The organism is Flavobacterium sp. KACC 22761, from assembly GCF_034058155.1.
In the GTDB taxonomy this organism is placed as follows: Bacteria; Bacteroidota; Bacteroidia; order Flavobacteriales; family Flavobacteriaceae; genus Flavobacterium.
Genome location: NZ_CP139148.1, coordinates 2,471,161 through 2,488,094, shown reverse-complemented (window position 1 = coordinate 2,488,094; position 16,934 = coordinate 2,471,161). Strand labels below are relative to the sequence as shown.

The window sequence follows — 16,934 nt, the reverse complement described above, 5'->3', positions numbered from 1 at the left end:
GAAATTTATTTATTAAACTAAAAAAAGTGCCTCTTTCGAAGCACTTTTTCTACTAACTAAACTCAAAGTCATACTTAATTCAAATCTAAACGCAATCCCATTGAAATATTGTTTTCCTTAACTAAATTGTCCTGAAACAACGGATTCAAATCGTATTTTACATACAAGCTTAATTCTTTATATCCTACGTAAGAGCTTACGCCATAAATGAAATTATTTACATTGTATTCGCCTTTTGCTTTGCTTTTATATTTTAAATCGTCTTCTTCGAATTTCAAAATTTGTTTTGATTTTACGTTGATTCCGGCGTAACCTCCAATTCCAAAACGGAAACTTTTATGGGTCTTAAAATAAGTCTTTCCATCTTTTACTGTTGGCCTTGTAAAATCAAATTCCAAATGCACTGGCGCCACTAAATACACATTTCTAAAACGTGATTCGGTTAAATTTATAGCGTTGGTTTCTAAATTGGTTTGATCGCCGTTTACTACAAAATAGCGGTTGTCTGTCGGACGAATGTTGTTGTACATTAACGAAAGACCATATTTAGCATGAAGCAAATTATCATTTTTCATTAATCTTGAGTTATAGGTGAAACCCCACTCATAAAAATGCGAACCTATAAAACTGTAATTTGAATCCTGGTATTTTCCGTCAATCATTGTATTATTCAAACCCATTGCAAAAACAAATTGCGAAGTGGTTCTTTTTTCTCCACGAATAGAATCCTTGCATTTTTTGTGATTCCAGTCGTTTTTATCCCAGTAAATTACAATTTTGCTTTTCTTGGTAGAATCTTGCTCTTTCAGTTTTCCATCTACTTTTTGTTGCACAAGATCATTCAATTCATTTTGTGCCAATGTCACTTTTTCCTCGATGATTATGGCTCTAGCTTCTGCCAATTCTTTTTTGCGTTTATCGGCTTGTTCTTGTGTAATTTTCCCTTCAGACAATTGCACATTTACAGCTTCAACTTCTTGCTTTAAAGTTTCTTTTTCTTCTTTAGTAACTTTCTCGATTTTATTGGCAATTTTCTTCGCTTTTGATTCAAAAGTTTCCTGACTGAAAACCTTACTGACAAATAAGAAAATTAAAATTACGAGATGAATGGTAAAATTTTTCATGATTGATTTTTTAATTGATTGTGATTGATGATGATTTATTTAATTGTGAATTGTAAATGGTTAATTGTGAATGATCAACTCCTTGCCCATCGGGTTGAAACCCGACGCTACAAAATGGTTCGTTCCTTCGGAACTAAAAATCTATATTCTATTCTCTTAATACTTGATTCTTAATACTTTATTCTTAATACTTAATACTTGATTCTTAATACTAATTCTTTATTCCTGCTGATTCCTGTTCGCCAAAGCCACTTTTACAGTTTGGTAGTTTTTATTGACTCTCGTGATTACTTTTTCACGAAAGGATTCTTCTAATTCGCCATCAACTTGATTAAGCAAATCATTGGCATTGACTTTAATTTTAGCTTTGGGTTTAGCCGAATTTTCCGCTACAACCTTATTTTCAGCAGTTTCTAATAATTGATCTACGCTTTCTTTTTTAGATGTTTCAGCAACTGCAGTTTGATTGTTGATTGAAGGTTTTTCTTGATTTTTTTTGATGATGATTGAAGACTCCGCTACTTGGTTTGATTCCTTTTTACTGATTTTATCTGATTTCTGGTTATTGATTTTTGCTTCTTGATTCAAACCTTCTTCTGCATGATTTTCTGAAAGTGCAATTTCAGTTTTTGAAGAATCGATATTGTTTAAAATTGGTTTTTCAATTGAATCTTTTCCTGTCTCTTTTACAACAACTGAATTTATAGGCGCTTCAATCGTATTTTCTTTTTGATTAAAGAAGAAAGTTCCAACCAATAAAAATCCCACAACGCTCGCTGCGATATAAAGCCATTTTTTGTTCGATTTTTTCTTAGACGTTAGTTGAATTGTTTTCTTTTCTTCGGCAACACTCAACATGGCATCTAATCGATCCCAGGCTTTGTTGCTTGGCTCAATTTCACGCTGATTTAGTTTTTCACGGAAATCCTTTTCAAAATTATTCGGTTCCATTATCTTGTTTTTTTAAAATAGTAATTTGTGTTTGCAGCATTTTTCTAGCGTGCGATAATTGCGATTTTGATGTTCCTTCATTAATTCCTAACATCTTGGCAATTTCATTGTGTTTATAGCCTTCGATTGCATATAAATTGAAAACCATTTTATAGCCATCCGGCAGAGCGTCAATTAAAAACTGAATTTGTTCGACTGTAAATTGGCTATCGATTTCGTTGAAACTTTCTTCGACAAAAAATTCATCTTCGGCAAATTTTACTTTTTTCTGAACTCTTAAATACGAAATACATTCGTTAACCATTATTCGGCGGATCCAGCCTTCAAAACTTCCTTTATGTTCAAAATTTTTCAAATTCGTAAACACTTTCATAAAAGCCGTTATCATTACATCTTCTGCCAGCTGAATATCCTTTATATATTGTCTGCAGACGCTTAGCATTTTCGAAGCATATTTACCATAAATCTGCTGTTGTGCCTGACGATTATTTTCGACGGCCAACTTTATGATTTTGGTTTCTTCTTGATATAACGAAATAATTTTCATTAATAAGCTTTTGGTTTTTGGTTTTAGAAACAGACTTCTATTAGCATAGACGATTATCGATTTGAAATGGTTGCATGGGAGTGAAAAAAATTCAAAAAAATAAAATCTAAATCCCAAAAATCGCGACGAATCTATGGAATTTATTCTATGTAAACTTAAACAAAATTCTTCTGAATAGGTCTAAACATGCATTGTCTCTACTTAAAAGCGTTATTTCAACAATTATTCAAATTAATACCTATTTACGTATTAAATATTTTATATTTACGTTCGAGAATTTACCAAAAACAACCTAAATCAAATTAAAAATGAAGAGTTTAAAAGACAAAATTGGAGGAATTGTAATCCTTATCGTTGCCATTGCATGCTGTAAACAATGTACATCTGAATACATCAAAGGAGGAGACAACAAAGCGATTTCCAACTATGAAAAAATGATTTTTGACAAATCTACTGCAATAGCAGAATTGTATCCTGAATACAAAGAGACTACGGTAAAAATTGCCCATGTACCAATTAAAACTTATGAATTTAGATATCATTTTGAAGTTGATGGAAACAAATATGAAGGAGAACATACTTTTAGTACTGATTTGCCAAAATCAAATACTTTAAAAATTTATTATTTAAAAGATGATCCAAACTTTAACTTGCAAGATCCACAAGCTAAATTAGACTCAGAAAAGGAAAAAAACACATCAAACAGTAGTTTGTATTGGGCAATTGGATGGGGAGTATTTGCTTTATTAATGCTTTTAGGTCTTATTGATGAATTTAAGAAAAAACCGCAACCGCAACCTGAAACAGAAATTGAACCAGCAGAATAAATCCGCTTATCATAAAATGAAAAACCTCTTTTAAAATTTTAAAAGAGGTTTTTCATTTTATAGCTACTCAATTATCTAATTGGCAAATTCCCTAATTATCTAATTGATAAAGATTATTTCTTTCTCTCAATAACATAATTCACCATCAAAGTCAAAGCGTCTTTATATTCAGAATCTTCGAAGTTTTGAAGCAGAGAAAGTGCTTCTTGCTGAAATTCAACCATTTTGTTTTCGGCGTAGGCCAAACCATTATTATTTTTTACGAAAGCAATAACTTCTTTTACGCGTTTTTTGTCTTTGTTGTGGTTTTTGATGGAATTTATCAGCCACTTTTTTTCTTGTGGAGTACACGTATTTAAAACGTGAATTAAAGGCAAAGTCATTTTTTGCTCCTTAATATCGATTCCTGTAGGTTTCCCGATGGCTTCTTCGCTATAATCGAATAAATCATCTTTAATTTGAAAAGCCATTCCGATCAATTCTCCGAATTTGCGCATATTTTCTACCTGAACATCATCTTCAATTACGGCTTTCGCGCCAAGCGCACAACACGCCGCAATAAGTGTTGCAGTTTTCTTGCGGATAATTTCATAATAAACATCTTCGGTAATATCGAGTCTTCGGGCTTTTTCTATTTGAAGCAATTCCCCTTCGCTCATTTCGCGAACAGCAACAGAAATAATTCTTAATAAATCAAAATCGCCATTATCGATTGACAAAAGCAATCCTTTTGAAAGCAAATAATCTCCAACTAAAACGGCAATTTTGTTTTTCCAAAGTGCATTAATAGAGAAAAATCCGCGACGTCGATTACTGTCGTCTACCACATCATCATGAACCAAAGTGGCCGTATGAATCAATTCGATTACCGAAGCTCCACGATATGTTCGCTCGTTTACAACACCTCCAGAAACCATTTTTGCAGTAAGAAAAACAAACATTGGGCGCATTTGCTTTCCTTTCCGATTTACGATATAATAGGTAATTCGGTTCAGCAACGCAACCTTTGAAGTCATTGATTCGTGGAACTTTTTTTCAAAAAGTTCCATCTCATTAAAAATGGGCTGTTTTATTTGGGAAGTAATATTCATTTCGATTCCAAATATACTATTTTAAATAAAAAAACGTTATCAATTTTATGTTAGTATATCAACAATTTGTGCACTAATATAAATTTCACACCAAAAACACCAAATTTTATTTAAAGCCTAATTTGAATTCAATTAATTAAAATCAAGTAAAACTAATTTATTATGAAAACAAAAATTTTATGTATTGGAACGTTAGTCGCTTTATCTTTTTTTGTCAGCTGTAACTCTGACGAAAAAATGAATGACGGATCATCTGCAACAATCACAAAAGATGAAATCATCAAAAATTCAAAAATTGACGCCTCAATTGATGACGTAACTAATATTGCCGAAGATCAATTTAGCGCACAACAAAATGTAACCGCCAAACCTAGCGGTGTGGTAAAAAATTTCCTTCCGAGTTGTGCTACGATTACAACAGTATTAACTAACAATACCTGGACAAGAACTGTCGATTTTGGCGTAGAAGGTTGTACCCTTCAAAACGGAAATACCGTAAAAGGAAAAATGGTTATTTCTTTCTCTAATGATTTCGCCTCATCCACACAAACGATTAGTTATACCTTTGACGGATTTTATCACAATGGTAAAAAACTTCAAGGAAGCAAAAGCATAGTACGAACTGTAAAAACAACCGATTTGCTTGCAACTGCGCATCCAGTTTTTACCGCAGCAATCGATATGACAATTACTTTTGACGATGGAAGTGTTTATACTCGAAAAGGCACACTGGTTAAAGAACAAGTTGAAGGTTTTGATACTTGGTTCAACTGGGATGATAATGCTTATTTAGTAACTGGAAGCGGCACAACAACTTTCCCTAACGGTGATACTTTTTCTGCTGAAATCACAACCCCATTACAATTTAAAGCATCATGCAAAACATCTTTCCCTGTTAAAGGAGTTTTGTCTATAACTAAAAATGGTGCTACAGCCGTTATTGATTATGGTGACGGAACATGCAATACTCTTGCAACCATTACAAAAGATGGCGTAACGGAAGAAGTCGATTTGAAAAAATAGAATCCTTTTTGCCCAAAAAAAAAGCATTAAAAACAAGATCAATCTCGTTTTTAATGCTTTTTTGTTTTTTGGCAATTATAATTTATTTTTAAAATATAGTCCCTACGGGACATTTGTATGTATTTGTTGTTTTTCTACCAATATGTTGCTCCTGACGGAGCATATTTATTTTGATTATCTCATAGAGATTACATATTGATAGAAATAAATATGTGCATATTTCATTTGTCCCGTAGGGACTAAACTATTAAGCTTCTTTATTTGCCAATTGTCCGCAAGCGGCATCAATATCTTTTCCTCGGCTGCGTCTCACTTTTACCACAACTCCAATATTTTCTAAAGCTTTTATGTAGGCCATAATTGACTCTTCTGAAGCTTGCTGAAATTCTCCATCATCAATTGGATTATATTCAATTAAATTGACTTTACAAGGCACATATTTGCAGAATTTAACCAATGCGTCAATCGAGGCTTTATCATCGTTTATTCCTTTCCAGACAACATATTCGTACGAAACTTTGCTTTTTGTTTTTCTGTACCAATATTCCAATGCTTCACGCAAATCTTTCAAAGGGAAATTTTTGCTGAAAGGCATAATCTTCGCACGCGTTTCATCAATTGCGGAGTGCAACGAAACCGCCAATTTGAATTTCACTTCATCATCGGCCATTTTTTTGATCATTTTCGGAATTCCAGAAGTCGAAACCATAATACGTTTTGGAGACATTCCTAAACCTTCTGATGATGTGACCATATCGATCGCTTTAATGACATTGTTGTAATTCATTAAAGGCTCTCCCATTCCCATAAAAACAATATTCGAAAGCGGATGATTGTAATACAAACGGCTCTCTTTATCAATTGCCAAAATCTGATCATAGATTTCGCCAGGCTCCAAATTTCGCATGCGTTTCAATCTCGCCGTTGCACAGAAATTACAATCCAAACTACAACCAACTTGGCTAGAAACACAAGCTGTAGTTCTAGTTTCTGTCGGAATTAAAACCGATTCTACCACTAAACCATCATGCAAGCGAACGGCATTTTTCACCGTTCCATCGCTGCTGCGCTGCATGGTATCAACTTTTATATGATTGATTACAAAATTTTCTTCAAGCATAGTACGCGTTGTTTTGGCAACATTTGTCATGTCATCAAAACTATGCGCTCCTTTGCTCCACAGCCATTCATAAACCTGATTGCCTCGGAAAGCTTTGTCTTTGTTTGCGACAAAAAAATCACGCAATTGTTCTTTTGATAAGGCTCTTATGTCTTTCTTTTCGATTTGCATGCTGCAAAGTTAATCACTTTTGTCCTTTTTTTTGATTTTTAGATACATTCTTAAATCAAAATCAAAAAAATCCTAACCAGAAGAAACTATTTGCTTTCCTATTATACACTTTTAATAAAGTCTCAACCATGATTTTTATCAGCTCTTATGCGATTTGTTCAAAATACCTTTGACTCAAGAAAAAGATAGAAATTATAATCTATCTAGTTTTAACTAAATACCACATACAAAATGAAAACGATCAAATCAATTTTATTAGCCGTTGTTATTACATTATCTCTTCAAGTAAACGCACAAAAAAGATATTCTCTCACAAAATCAACTTTTGAAGTTGCAGGAACTTCTAATATACACGATTGGGTAATGCGATCTTCAGATGGCACGGGTAGCGCAATTTTAACCATCACCGATTCAAAACTTGTCGATATTAAAAACTTAACCATTACCTTGCCCGCCGAGAGTGTAAAAAGCAGCAAAACCAGCATGGATGACGTTGCTTATGAATGTTTAGACACTAAAACACATAAAAACATAAAATACACTCTAAAATCAGCTGATAAAGTAAACGAAACAACTTGGATTTTAACCGGCACTTTTACCATTGCGGGCGTGAGCAAAGATTTTAAAACTCAAGCAAAAGTAACAACAAATGACAACAGCACTTTTATTTTGCAAGGTTCAAACCGAATGAATTTTACTGATTTTGAAATGACTCCTCCATCAGCTGCTCTTGGTGTAGTACGAGCTGGAAAAGAAATAACCGTTCTTTTTAATATTACTTTAGTTGATTTTGCAAGAAATGAAAATGTGTTGGTTATCAAATAAATATTGTGGTGAGGATTTAAAAAATACTTAAAAAAATCTTAAAGTAAATAGGTTTTTATTCTTACATAAAATTTTGGCACAAGAATTGTCTAGCACATTTAAGGAAAAATAATCTTACAAAGCGCGCACTAATTTTAAAATTTGTAATTTTATGATTTCGACGATATAACCTTTATTTTTTAATAAACCTAAAAAGACAATTTCATTATGAAAAAACAAATTTTAAGCTTAGCTGTTGTTGCTTTATTAGCATTCGCTGTTCAATCATGCGAAAAAAAAGAACCAAAACCTGCAGATGACGAATTAACACTTGGAAACAAAGTTGACTCATTAACTTCAGATATTGAAGAAGTAAAAGACAGCGCAGTAAGCAAAACTGAAAGTGCCGCTCAGGATGTTAAGGATGCCACTAAAAAGGCTGCCGACGATGTAAAAGATGCTACTAAAAAAGCTGCGGATGACGTAAAAGACGCAACTAAAAAAGGAGCTCAAAAAGTTGAAAATGCAGCAAAAGCAGCAAAAGACGGAACTGTAAAAACAGCAAAAGAAGTAAATGAAGCTTTAAAAAAATAATTTCATTTAAAAATCAAATTCAAAACCATTCGCCAAAACGAATGGTTTTTTTATACCCAAAAGTGAGCTTATATTTTTGTATTTTAGTGCCAAATTTATAAGACTCTAAAAATGCATTTTATTTCACAAGAACTTGAAGATTACATTGAACAGCATTCTGAAAATGAACCGGCTTTATTGGCAAAACTCAATAAAGAAACGTATCAAAAAATTCTTTTGCCGAGAATGTTGAGCGGCCATTTTCAAGGGCGTGTTTTGAGCATGTTGTCTAAATTGATTCGTCCCGTAAATATTCTTGAAATTGGAACTTATACTGGTTACGCTGCTTTATGTCTGTGCGAAGGAATGCAGGAAAATGGGCAATTGCATACCATTGATATCAAAGAAGAATTGGTTGATTTTCAAAGAAAGTATTTTGATGCATCGGCTTGGGGAAATCAAATTTTTCAGCATTTAGGTGAAGCTGTTGATATTATCCCGACTCTTGATGTAAAATTTGATTTGGTTTTTATTGATGCAGATAAGGAAAACTACCTCAATTATTGGGAAATGATTGTTCCAAAAATGAATAAAGGCGGCATTATTTTGTCTGACAATGTTTTGTGGAGTGGCAAAATTCTGGAACCGGTTCATCCTAATGATATAAGCACAAAAGTCCTTTTAGAATACAACCAACTGTTAAAAGATGATCCACGCGTTGAAACAGTTTTGTTGCCAATTCGTGATGGGCTAACGGTAAGCCGCGTTTTATAGAAAATTAAAAAAATAATTGCCTTCAGCTTTAGCTGGAGGAACGAAATTTAGATTCCAAGGCTTTAGCCAAATTTAATACTCACTAATTTTGCTAAAGCCTTTTCTTTGCAATATTATTTTACCACCAGCTAAAGCTGGAGGTAATTAAAGATTTTTTTAAATGAAGTATATAGCCAAAATAAACTCTCAAGGTTTTTCAATTATAAATAATGTTTTTACTGAAAATGAAATCGAAAATCTGATTTCAATAATTGAAAATGCAACCAAAAACGATTCTGAAAATGCCACTTTTAGGAAATCTCAGGACTTATTTGCTATAAGACAATTCCACAAAGAAATACCTGAAACCTTAGATTTTATTTTTAATCAAAATTTAAAAGAAATTATCAAATCTAATTTTGGAAAAGGATACTTTATAACCAAATCCATTTATTTTGACAAACCAGAAAAATCAAATTGGTTTGTATCCTATCATCAAGATTTGACTATTTCTGTCAATCAAAAAATTGAGGCTGAAAATTTCGAAAATTGGACCGTAAAACAAAATCAATTTGCCGTACAGCCACCAACAGAAGTTTTAGAAAATAATTTCACTATCAGAATTCATATTGACAAAACGACCAAAGAAAATGGCGCTTTAAAAGTCATCAATAATTCTCATTCAAAAGGAATTTTGAGAATTGAAAACCTTGATTTCGAAAATAAAAAAGAAACTATTTGCGAAGTTGAAAAAGGTGGCATAATGATTATGAAACCTTTATTATTTCATGCTTCAAACAAAACTACAAACAATGAAAGAAGGAGAGTTATTCATATTGAATTTAGCAGAGAGCAACTTCCAATTGGATTGGAATGGAGCGAGAAAACAATTCTTAATTAAAGTTTACATTTTTATTTTCCAAAAAAAAGAACTTAGAAACTCAGTATCTTAAAAGCTTAGAATCTTTTTTATCCCGGAAAATATTGTGGTTTTAATTTTCTGTATAATAAATAAACCAAAGATCCAAAAAGAGCTCCAAAGAAATATCCAGCCAAAATATCACCTGGATAATGCAATCCTAAATAAATGCGACTGTAAGCAAAAATTAATGGCCATAAAAAGATGAATCCTAAATACTTGAAACGGCTTTTTAAAACCAAGAATAAAAAAGTTGCAACGGCCATTGTATTAGCAGCGTGTCCAGAGAAAAAACTATAAGATGTCCTCACCTGAACAATACGAATAATCGATTTTAATTCAGGATTATTACACGGGCGCAAGCGCTGAAAAGTATGTTTGAACAAATTGCAAGTCTGATCTGTAAAAGCAATCAAAACCGCTATAAAAAGCAATAAATACAAGGTTTGTTTCCCTCCTATTTTTTTATAAATAAGATAAAACATCAATAAAAAAAGAGGTGTCCAATTCAACTGACTGGTGATTATCAGCCAAAGTTTATCGTATGTTTCAGAACCCAAACCATTCAGATACACAAAGAGATTTGTATCTAATTCTTGTATTTTTTCAAGCATATTACATTTGACGTTTTATAGGTCCTGAAAGTGAATCAATATCTTCTTTTACTTTGTCAATTTCTGTAGCTGTATCTCCTAAAAGATTCCCTGAATCTCCTAAAATATTCGATTTTGCTTCGTCGATTTGAGCGTTGATATTGCCTGTTATACTGTTAAGAGATTTTGTATCAAGTCCGTTTGCCTCAGCTCCTTTTTGAATCTCGCTTTTAATATCATTGGTAGCATTTTTTAATTGCGCCATAGCTTTACCCATTGTACGAGCAATTTCTGGCACTTTATCTGAACCAAAAAGCATTAATACTATAAACAGTATGAAAACTAATTCTCCTCCTCCTATACCGAACATATCTTTTTAATTTTGTGTGGTCACAAAGATATTAAATTTTGCTGCGTAGAGTTTTAAAATTTACTTAAAAAAAAGACTCTTTTCAGAGTCTTTTTTAGTTTATCCTTAATCAAATTTTGATTTTTCTTCTGCTTTTGGCCAAGCATTGTTGGTTACATCAATATCAGCAGTCATTAATTTTGGGTCAATCTGAATGCTTTTGATTGCTTTTGAAGTTGCATAAACTTTTTTAGCTGTATCATTATTTTTTCTCCAGATTTGTGCTGGGTATTGGTAATTATCTTTTGTACCGTCTTCGTAAGTAATCTCTACCAAGATTGGCATAATCATTCCTCCTGGTTTATTGAATTCTACTTCGTAGAAATATTTAGGCGATTTTAAACCTGCTTTTTCTTCTGCTGTAAAAGTTTGATTTACGTAATCTGATAATAATTTTACGTCGTCAACTTTTAAAGCTTTTTTGCTTGATGCGCTAACTTCAGCGTTATCTCCAGAAACTAAATATACGAATGGTCCTTTATCTAAACCAAAACGTCCTTTTCTAACTTTTACATCTTTTAAATCAGTAGTTGGAGTCTCAGAAACATAATATTGTTTCACCTCTTTAATTCCGATATCTACGAAATCAGTTGAGTAAAACCATCCTCTCCAAAACCAATCCAAATCAACAGCCGAAGCATCTTCCATAGTTCTAAAGAAATCCTCAGGAGTTGGGTGCTTGAATTTCCATCTGTTTGCGTATGTTCTGAAAGCATAATCAAACAATTCTCTTCCCATTACAACTTCTCTTAAAATATTAAGACCTGTAGCTGGTTTTCCGTAAGCATTATTTCCAAATTGAGCAATCGTTTCAGAGTTTGACATAATTGGCTCTAAAAACTTCTGGTCACCGCTCATGTACGGAACAATATTTTTAGCTGGTCCGCGTCTTGATGGGAAAGTTGGATCTAATTCTTGTTCTGCTAAATATTCTAAGAACGAGTTTAAACCTTCATCCATCCAAGTCCATTGACGCTCGTCTGAATTTACAATCATTGGGAAGAAAGTGTGTCCTACTTCATGAATAACAACACCAATCATTCCGTTTTTAACTTCTTTGCTTGTTACTCCATTTTCATCAGGACGACCGAAGTTCCAGCAAATCATTGGATATTCCATACCTTGATCTTCCGCAGAAACTGAAACTGCTTTTGGATAAGGATAATCAAATGTATGAGAAGAATAGCTTTTTAAAGTATGTGCCACAACCATTGTCGATGTTTCGCCCCAAAGCGGATTTGCTTCTTTTGGATAAACAGATTCAGCCATAACCACTTTTCCGCCTAACTTTACAGCCATTGCATCATAAATGAATTTTCTTGAAGAGGCAATTCCGAAATCACGAACATTTTTTGCGCTGAATTTCCATGTTTTTTTCTTTTCCGAAAAACCTTTTTCAGCAGCTTCTGCTTCAGCTTGCGTTACAATTACAACAGGTTTGTCAAATGATTTTTGAGCTTGCTCATAACGTTTCACTTGTTCAGCAGTGAAAACTTCACTTCTGTTCATCAATTCTCCAGTTGCGTCAATTACGTGATCAGCAGGAACTGTGATATTAACATCGAAGTTTCCAAAAGGAAGAGCGAACTCTCCGCTTCCCCAGAACTGCATATTCTGCCATCCTTCAACATCATTGTAAACTGCCATTCTTGGGTAGAATTGCGCAATTACATATAATTTATTGCCGTCTTTTTCGAATAATTCATAACCAGAACGTCCACCTTCTTTTCTGTAATTATTGATATTGTACCACCATTTTATAGCTAAAGAGATTTTTTCACCTGATTTTAAAGGAGTAGCCAAATTAATACGCATCATTGTTTCATTGATGGTATATGACATTGGGTTTCCTTTAGCATCTTTTACTTGCTCAATATTAAAACCACGCTCTAGATCTTTTTTTAGATATTTATTAGCAAAACCTTCAAGTGGCAAAACCTGACTCAATTTTTCTCCTTCTGCTAAAGAAGTTTGTCCGTTTGCTCTTGCTTGATTTTGATCAAGTTGAATCCATAAATATTCTAAACTGTCTGGTGAATTGTTAGAATAGGTAATCACCTCAGATCCTGTTATTTTTGAATTCTTATCGTCTAATTCGATATCAATTTTATAATCGGCCTGTTGTTGGTAATATGCTGGTCCAGGCGCTCCAGATGCTGTACGAAACATATTTGGAGTAGCCAACAAATCATACATTTGGCTGAATTTGTTTGTGTCATACTTTCCTTGTTGTCTTGGAGCTGGCGGGGTATTTGCTTTTTCCTGAGCAACCAACATCGCTGGAAAAAGTAATAATAGCGAAAGTTTTTTCATAAAAGTTTAATGGTAATTTTATCAGGGTGTGAAAATAACAATTAAAATGATAATTTCACCCATTCATTAATACTTTAACACTTCTTTCCTTGAAGATTCTGTAAAAAGCACACTCTTTTTTGTGCCAAACGCTGAAATATGTGTAATGTTTTGCTGTTCAGCGTTCCAATCTACTAAAATTGTATTTGAAATTTCGAGCGTCTTGAATTTATCAATATCTTTTATTCTAGAATAACAAACCAAAACATCTCCAGATTCTACTTCTTTTGATAAAAATGCAATTACTTTTGGTTGCCCATTAACTTTTATGGTAAAATTCTCAGCAAGGTATTTTTTCAAAATCTCAACATCTTCCGGAGTTTCTTTTTCAGTACCAATAAATGTTTTTTTATGGTATTTTTTCTCTATTCCGTTATTCAAATCATCAACAAAAATTCTGGATGTAATTTGAATCATTTTTTTATCAGCAGCATAATTTACTTGAAAAACACCCATGTAAAATTTATGAAATGCAAATGCCGATAGCAATAAAAATAAAACCCCAATTAAGGGGTAAATCAATCTTTTTTTCATTTTTCAGTAACAATGGATTTTTTAAATTCCTTATTCTTATTGATCAAAAAATCTATCAATTCAAATTTTTGATCTGGACTAACGTGTCGCTTAGACTCTGGATCATTAGAACAATACATCAAAAACAAATCTATTTCATCTTCTTTCAGTCCTAATGTTTTAGTAAAAAAATCGGGTTTGAAATTATCTTTCGTGTAAGCAACGAAAGCAATATCTGATATTTCTTCTTCTTTTACATCCTCTTTTTTCTTCAAAAGCTTTTTGACATCTTTAAAGATTCGGACAAAATCCGTTCCGTATTTTATGGTTTGATCAGAATACATTGCCGAATTTTTAGCTGTAGACTGGTTGTCATCTTCAAATTGCGTATCTACAATTGCCTGAGATCCAACTCCCAATGTTTTCACTTTTAGATCTTTATGAACAACAACTTCCTTTAATTGATTATTTACTAATTCCAATGGCACTGTCAAAAGAATTTCTGAGCAATCTTTCTCAGTCAATACAATTTTTTTTGACTGAAAAGCCATTCCAGTAAATACCAAAGTGTCTTTTGGTCTTGCCAAAATATCAAACAATCCACCAACACCTATAAAAGTTCTGGTATTTGCATTAATATTCATTACATGGCCACTTTCTATTGCTAATGCTGTATTTACCACTTGCCCGTGAAGTGGTATTCTGGTTGTATTTTGCCCTAATGCAATTTGACAAAACAAGCAAACAACGAATACTGATAAACTATTTTTCATTTTCTAGAATTATTAAATACTTTCTGGCTAAATCTGTGATTAAAAACATACTCATTGTTTTGTTCTTTGTATTCAAAGATACGGCAAATTGAGCATCATCCACACAAAATAATTGAAATCCTTTGATATCATCTACAGGAATTTTCAATCGGTCAGTATAATAATTCTCTTCAAAAAGATATTCTAATTTCCTGAAAAGCATTTCTTTTTTCTCTACAACCACTTCTTTTTTAAGCATTGCAGTGCGTCCAGAAATTTTATTCAACAATTTATCTATTGAGGTTGAAGTGGCTGTATAAACTTTTCTCTCTGCAGGCGTGTATGTTTTTTGTCCGTGCGGGACAATTCCGAGGTTTTCAGTTGTAATAGAGGGATTTTCATTTACCACAACCTCCTTCAACTCAATTTCTTTGGCTGTCATTTTGATCAGAATTTTATCTAAATCCAAATCTTCAGCAGTAATTCTATGTTTTAACGGATCTAAATTTACAGATGAAAAAACCAGCACGTCGCCTTCTTTTACGGCAATCGAAAACATTCCGTTGACATCTGAAATCGTAGAAACTTGCGTTGTATTATTGACAATATTTACGCCATCAACCGAAGTTGACTGCTCAAAAATTTGCCCAAGCATTTCTTTTCTGACTAAATTTTGGCCAAAGCCAAACTGCATCAGAAACACAAAAAATAGTATATGTAAAGTATTATTTGATTTCACTGGCAATCATTTCTTTATATTTTGTTGCTAATTCTGCCAACAAAAACTCGGTCGAAGTTTTATTTTTTGAGTTTAAAATGACTGTAAACTTATCATTTTCAACGGCATAATATTCAAAACCTTTTACATATTCACTAGGAATCTTCAAAACATTCACAAAATGCTCAAGAGTAAACATGCGCTCCAAAAGCTTCATAAAAGCCTCTTTTTTCTCCACTTCGGCTTCTTTTTTAAGCATCGCGGTTCTTCCTGAGAAAAAATTCAGCAAAGGATCTGCAGAAATTGACCCTCCCGCCATTGTTCCGCCATTTGCTTGCGCATCTAAGGCAGTTGCAGTACGAAGTCTTCTTTCCGCCTGAGTGTATGTTTTTTGTCCGTATGGAACGATTCCTAACGATTCTGCATTAATTCCGTTATAATTTCTAATCACAACTTCCTGAAGCTGATGCATGATCATGCTCAATCTTACTGTAAAATTAAGATCTGAAAAATTTTCAGCCGTCAATAAAATCCTTTTCTCTTTGAATTGTATCGATGAAAAAACAAGAGTTTCTCCAGCATTTGCCAAAATAGAAAAACCACCCAATGCATCGGTCACAGTCATCGCCTCAGTTTGTGCATTAATCACATACACTCCTTCCAAATCGGCACAGGTGGAAATAATTTTTCCGCTAATGACCGTTCGCTCCTCAACTTGCGAAATGGCATTCTGCCCGCAAAACACCAACAAAAAACAGGCAATTTTATTAATCAAAGTGACAAAAAATTAAAATTATTCTTAAAGCCGTAAAAATATCTTAATGTGTTCAAAATTTAATATTAAGGACTTGGTAAAAATATGTTAATTAAACCTTGGCAATCTTCACAAAAAAGAGAGTTTTTAATACCTTTAGCATACAGAATCTGATTTTAAAAAAATATGAAAAGCATCATTATTGCCAGCACTTCTACTCTTCACGAAGGCAGTTATTTAGAGTATTTATTACCTACTTTACAATCTCATTTTAAAAATTGCAAAAGCATTTTATTTATTCCGTATGCGCGCCCGAGCGGCATTTCGCATGACGAATACACGCAAAAAGTTTCGCAGGCTTTTGCAACTATTAACATTTCAGTAAAAGGAATTCATGAATTTGAAGATGCACAAAATGCAATCAAAAATGCAGACGGCATATTTACAGGTGGCGGGAATACTTTTTTGCTCGTAACGCAGCTTTACAAAAACAATATCATGCAACTTCTTGCCGAAACTGTAAAAAACGGCACGCCATATTTAGGAACAAGCGCCGGAAGCAATATTTGCGGTTTGTCAATGCAAACGACAAACGACATGCCTATTATTTACCCGCCAAGTTTTCAGACTTTAGGATTAATTCCTTTCAACTTAAATCCGCATTATTTAGATCCAGATTTGCAATCCAAACATATGGGCGAAACACGAGAAACTAGAATTAAAGAATTTCATGCATTCAATTCAATTCCGGTTTTAGGTTTACGAGAAGGAAGCTGGCTGGAAGTAAAAGGCGAAAAAATCACTTTGAAAGGAAATTTGACAGCACGTTTGTTCAAACAAAACGAAACTCCAATCGAATTAGAAACTGAAAGCGATTTGAGCAATTTAAAATAAAATCCCAATGTTTCAAATTGCTTCGCCTATTCGCTATCGCTCGGGT

Annotated in this window: 19 protein-coding genes; 7 read left to right on the top strand and 12 right to left on the bottom strand. The window is 33.1% G+C overall.

The window, feature by feature from the left end; all coding sequences use genetic code 11:
• Window positions 1–74: 74 nt before the first annotated feature.
• The 3 genes from SCB73_RS10835 to SCB73_RS10825 form a co-directional block, all read right to left on the bottom strand.
• Window positions 75–1,124, bottom strand: a complete 1,050-nt coding sequence (locus SCB73_RS10835; protein ID WP_320570030.1) for a coiled-coil domain-containing protein — start codon at window positions 1,122–1,124, stop codon at window positions 75–77.
• A 219-nt stretch (window positions 1,125–1,343) separates the two neighbouring features.
• Window positions 1,344–2,075: a hypothetical protein gene (locus tag SCB73_RS10830; RefSeq protein ID WP_320570029.1), complete on the bottom strand. Its 732-nt coding sequence runs from the start codon at window positions 2,073–2,075 to the stop codon at window positions 1,344–1,346.
• Window positions 2,062–2,622 carry an RNA polymerase sigma factor gene (locus tag SCB73_RS10825; RefSeq protein WP_320570028.1) on the bottom strand — a complete coding sequence of 187 codons (561 nt, stop codon included), beginning with the start codon at window positions 2,620–2,622 and terminating at the stop codon, window positions 2,062–2,064. The genes SCB73_RS10830 and SCB73_RS10825 overlap by 14 nt, the downstream gene beginning before the upstream one ends.
• 308 nt (window positions 2,623–2,930) lie before the next feature.
• Here SCB73_RS10825 and SCB73_RS10820 point away from each other — a divergent pair, with 308 nt between their 5' ends.
• Window positions 2,931–3,449 (top strand): hypothetical protein, encoded by a 519-nt coding sequence (locus SCB73_RS10820; RefSeq protein WP_320570027.1) that lies wholly within the window; start codon window positions 2,931–2,933, stop codon window positions 3,447–3,449.
• Window positions 3,450–3,562: 113 nt separating this feature from the next.
• Here SCB73_RS10820 and SCB73_RS10815 read toward each other — a convergent pair whose 3' ends face one another.
• On the bottom strand, window positions 3,563–4,540 hold the full coding sequence (locus SCB73_RS10815; RefSeq protein ID WP_320570026.1) for a polyprenyl synthetase family protein: 978 nt from the start codon (window positions 4,538–4,540) through the stop codon (window positions 3,563–3,565).
• A 162-nt stretch (window positions 4,541–4,702) separates the two neighbouring features.
• Between SCB73_RS10815 and SCB73_RS10810 the strand changes: the two genes are divergently transcribed.
• The gene (locus SCB73_RS10810) at window positions 4,703–5,563 is read left to right on the top strand and encodes a hypothetical protein (protein WP_320570025.1); all 861 of its coding nucleotides are present in this window, start codon (window positions 4,703–4,705) and stop codon (window positions 5,561–5,563) included.
• A 247-nt stretch (window positions 5,564–5,810) separates the two neighbouring features.
• Here SCB73_RS10810 and rlmN read toward each other — a convergent pair whose 3' ends face one another.
• Window positions 5,811–6,854 carry a dual-specificity RNA methyltransferase RlmN gene (rlmN, locus tag SCB73_RS10805; RefSeq protein ID WP_320570024.1) on the bottom strand — a complete coding sequence of 348 codons (1,044 nt, stop codon included), beginning with the start codon at window positions 6,852–6,854 and terminating at the stop codon, window positions 5,811–5,813.
• A 231-nt stretch (window positions 6,855–7,085) separates the two neighbouring features.
• On the opposite strand from rlmN, the gene SCB73_RS10800 reads away from it, so the two are divergent.
• From SCB73_RS10800 to SCB73_RS10785, 4 genes are all read left to right on the top strand, one after another.
• Window positions 7,086–7,679, top strand: coding sequence for a YceI family protein (locus SCB73_RS10800; protein WP_320570023.1), 594 nt, complete (start codon window positions 7,086–7,088; stop codon window positions 7,677–7,679).
• A 207-nt stretch (window positions 7,680–7,886) separates the two neighbouring features.
• Complete coding sequence (locus SCB73_RS10795) at window positions 7,887–8,252, top strand: hypothetical protein (RefSeq protein ID WP_320570022.1); 366 nt, start codon at window positions 7,887–7,889, stop codon at window positions 8,250–8,252.
• Between the two features lie 111 nt (window positions 8,253–8,363).
• Window positions 8,364–9,005, top strand: coding sequence for an O-methyltransferase (locus tag SCB73_RS10790; protein WP_320570021.1), 642 nt, complete (start codon window positions 8,364–8,366; stop codon window positions 9,003–9,005).
• Between the two features lie 160 nt (window positions 9,006–9,165).
• The gene (locus SCB73_RS10785) at window positions 9,166–9,885 is read left to right on the top strand and encodes a phytanoyl-CoA dioxygenase family protein (RefSeq protein ID WP_320570020.1); all 720 of its coding nucleotides are present in this window, start codon (window positions 9,166–9,168) and stop codon (window positions 9,883–9,885) included.
• Window positions 9,886–9,953: 68 nt separating this feature from the next.
• Here SCB73_RS10785 and SCB73_RS10780 read toward each other — a convergent pair whose 3' ends face one another.
• The 7 genes from SCB73_RS10780 to SCB73_RS10750 all read right to left on the bottom strand — a co-directional run bounded on the left by SCB73_RS10780 (window position 9,954) and on the right by SCB73_RS10750 (window position 16,015).
• Complete coding sequence (locus SCB73_RS10780) at window positions 9,954–10,517, bottom strand: phosphatase PAP2 family protein (protein WP_320570019.1); 564 nt, start codon at window positions 10,515–10,517, stop codon at window positions 9,954–9,956.
• 1 nt (window position 10,518) lies between these two features.
• Window positions 10,519–10,866 carry a Sec-independent protein translocase subunit TatA/TatB gene (locus SCB73_RS10775; protein WP_320570018.1) on the bottom strand — a complete coding sequence of 116 codons (348 nt, stop codon included), beginning with the start codon at window positions 10,864–10,866 and terminating at the stop codon, window positions 10,519–10,521.
• Window positions 10,867–10,971: 105 nt separating this feature from the next.
• Window positions 10,972–13,218 (bottom strand): M1 family metallopeptidase, encoded by a 2,247-nt coding sequence (locus SCB73_RS10770; RefSeq protein WP_320570017.1) that lies wholly within the window; start codon window positions 13,216–13,218, stop codon window positions 10,972–10,974.
• Window positions 13,219–13,284: 66 nt separating this feature from the next.
• Window positions 13,285–13,791, bottom strand: coding sequence for a DUF6702 family protein (locus tag SCB73_RS10765; RefSeq protein WP_320570016.1), 507 nt, complete (start codon window positions 13,789–13,791; stop codon window positions 13,285–13,287).
• Window positions 13,788–14,543: a hypothetical protein gene (locus SCB73_RS10760; protein WP_320570015.1), complete on the bottom strand. Its 756-nt coding sequence runs from the start codon at window positions 14,541–14,543 to the stop codon at window positions 13,788–13,790. The genes SCB73_RS10765 and SCB73_RS10760 overlap by 4 nt, the downstream gene beginning before the upstream one ends.
• Window positions 14,533–15,177, bottom strand: coding sequence for a carboxypeptidase-like regulatory domain-containing protein (locus tag SCB73_RS10755; protein ID WP_320570014.1), 645 nt, complete (start codon window positions 15,175–15,177; stop codon window positions 14,533–14,535). The genes SCB73_RS10760 and SCB73_RS10755 overlap by 11 nt, the downstream gene beginning before the upstream one ends.
• A gap of 70 nt (window positions 15,178–15,247) precedes the next feature.
• Window positions 15,248–16,015 carry a carboxypeptidase-like regulatory domain-containing protein gene (locus SCB73_RS10750; protein ID WP_320570013.1) on the bottom strand — a complete coding sequence of 256 codons (768 nt, stop codon included), beginning with the start codon at window positions 16,013–16,015 and terminating at the stop codon, window positions 15,248–15,250.
• A 165-nt stretch (window positions 16,016–16,180) separates the two neighbouring features.
• Between SCB73_RS10750 and pepE the strand changes: the two genes are divergently transcribed.
• On the top strand, window positions 16,181–16,888 hold the full coding sequence (gene pepE, locus SCB73_RS10745) for a dipeptidase PepE (protein ID WP_320570012.1): 708 nt from the start codon (window positions 16,181–16,183) through the stop codon (window positions 16,886–16,888).
• The last annotated feature ends 46 nt before the right edge of the window (window positions 16,889–16,934 follow it).

Coding starts and splice junctions, on each gene's coding strand:
- SCB73_RS10835 (WP_320570030.1), bottom strand. CDS start 1,124: ATGAAAAATTTTACCATTCATCTCGTAATTTTAATTTTCTTATTTGTC.
- SCB73_RS10830 (WP_320570029.1), bottom strand. CDS start 2,075: ATGGAACCGAATAATTTTGAAAAGGATTTCCGTGAAAAACTAAATCAG.
- SCB73_RS10825 (WP_320570028.1), bottom strand. CDS start 2,622: ATGAAAATTATTTCGTTATATCAAGAAGAAACCAAAATCATAAAGTTG.
- SCB73_RS10820 (WP_320570027.1), top strand. CDS start 2,931: ATGAAGAGTTTAAAAGACAAAATTGGAGGAATTGTAATCCTTATCGTT.
- SCB73_RS10815 (WP_320570026.1), bottom strand. CDS start 4,540: ATGAATATTACTTCCCAAATAAAACAGCCCATTTTTAATGAGATGGAA.
- SCB73_RS10810 (WP_320570025.1), top strand. CDS start 4,703: ATGAAAACAAAAATTTTATGTATTGGAACGTTAGTCGCTTTATCTTTT.
- rlmN (WP_320570024.1), bottom strand. CDS start 6,854: ATGCAAATCGAAAAGAAAGACATAAGAGCCTTATCAAAAGAACAATTG.
- SCB73_RS10800 (WP_320570023.1), top strand. CDS start 7,086: ATGAAAACGATCAAATCAATTTTATTAGCCGTTGTTATTACATTATCT.
- SCB73_RS10795 (WP_320570022.1), top strand. CDS start 7,887: ATGAAAAAACAAATTTTAAGCTTAGCTGTTGTTGCTTTATTAGCATTC.
- SCB73_RS10790 (WP_320570021.1), top strand. CDS start 8,364: ATGCATTTTATTTCACAAGAACTTGAAGATTACATTGAACAGCATTCT.
- SCB73_RS10785 (WP_320570020.1), top strand. CDS start 9,166: ATGAAGTATATAGCCAAAATAAACTCTCAAGGTTTTTCAATTATAAAT.
- SCB73_RS10780 (WP_320570019.1), bottom strand. CDS start 10,517: ATGCTTGAAAAAATACAAGAATTAGATACAAATCTCTTTGTGTATCTG.
- SCB73_RS10775 (WP_320570018.1), bottom strand. CDS start 10,866: ATGTTCGGTATAGGAGGAGGAGAATTAGTTTTCATACTGTTTATAGTA.
- SCB73_RS10770 (WP_320570017.1), bottom strand. CDS start 13,218: ATGAAAAAACTTTCGCTATTATTACTTTTTCCAGCGATGTTGGTTGCT.
- SCB73_RS10765 (WP_320570016.1), bottom strand. CDS start 13,791: ATGAAAAAAAGATTGATTTACCCCTTAATTGGGGTTTTATTTTTATTG.
- SCB73_RS10760 (WP_320570015.1), bottom strand. CDS start 14,543: ATGAAAAATAGTTTATCAGTATTCGTTGTTTGCTTGTTTTGTCAAATT.
- SCB73_RS10755 (WP_320570014.1), bottom strand. CDS start 15,177: ATGCTTGGGCAAATTTTTGAGCAGTCAACTTCGGTTGATGGCGTAAAT.
- pepE (WP_320570012.1), top strand. CDS start 16,181: ATGAAAAGCATCATTATTGCCAGCACTTCTACTCTTCACGAAGGCAGT.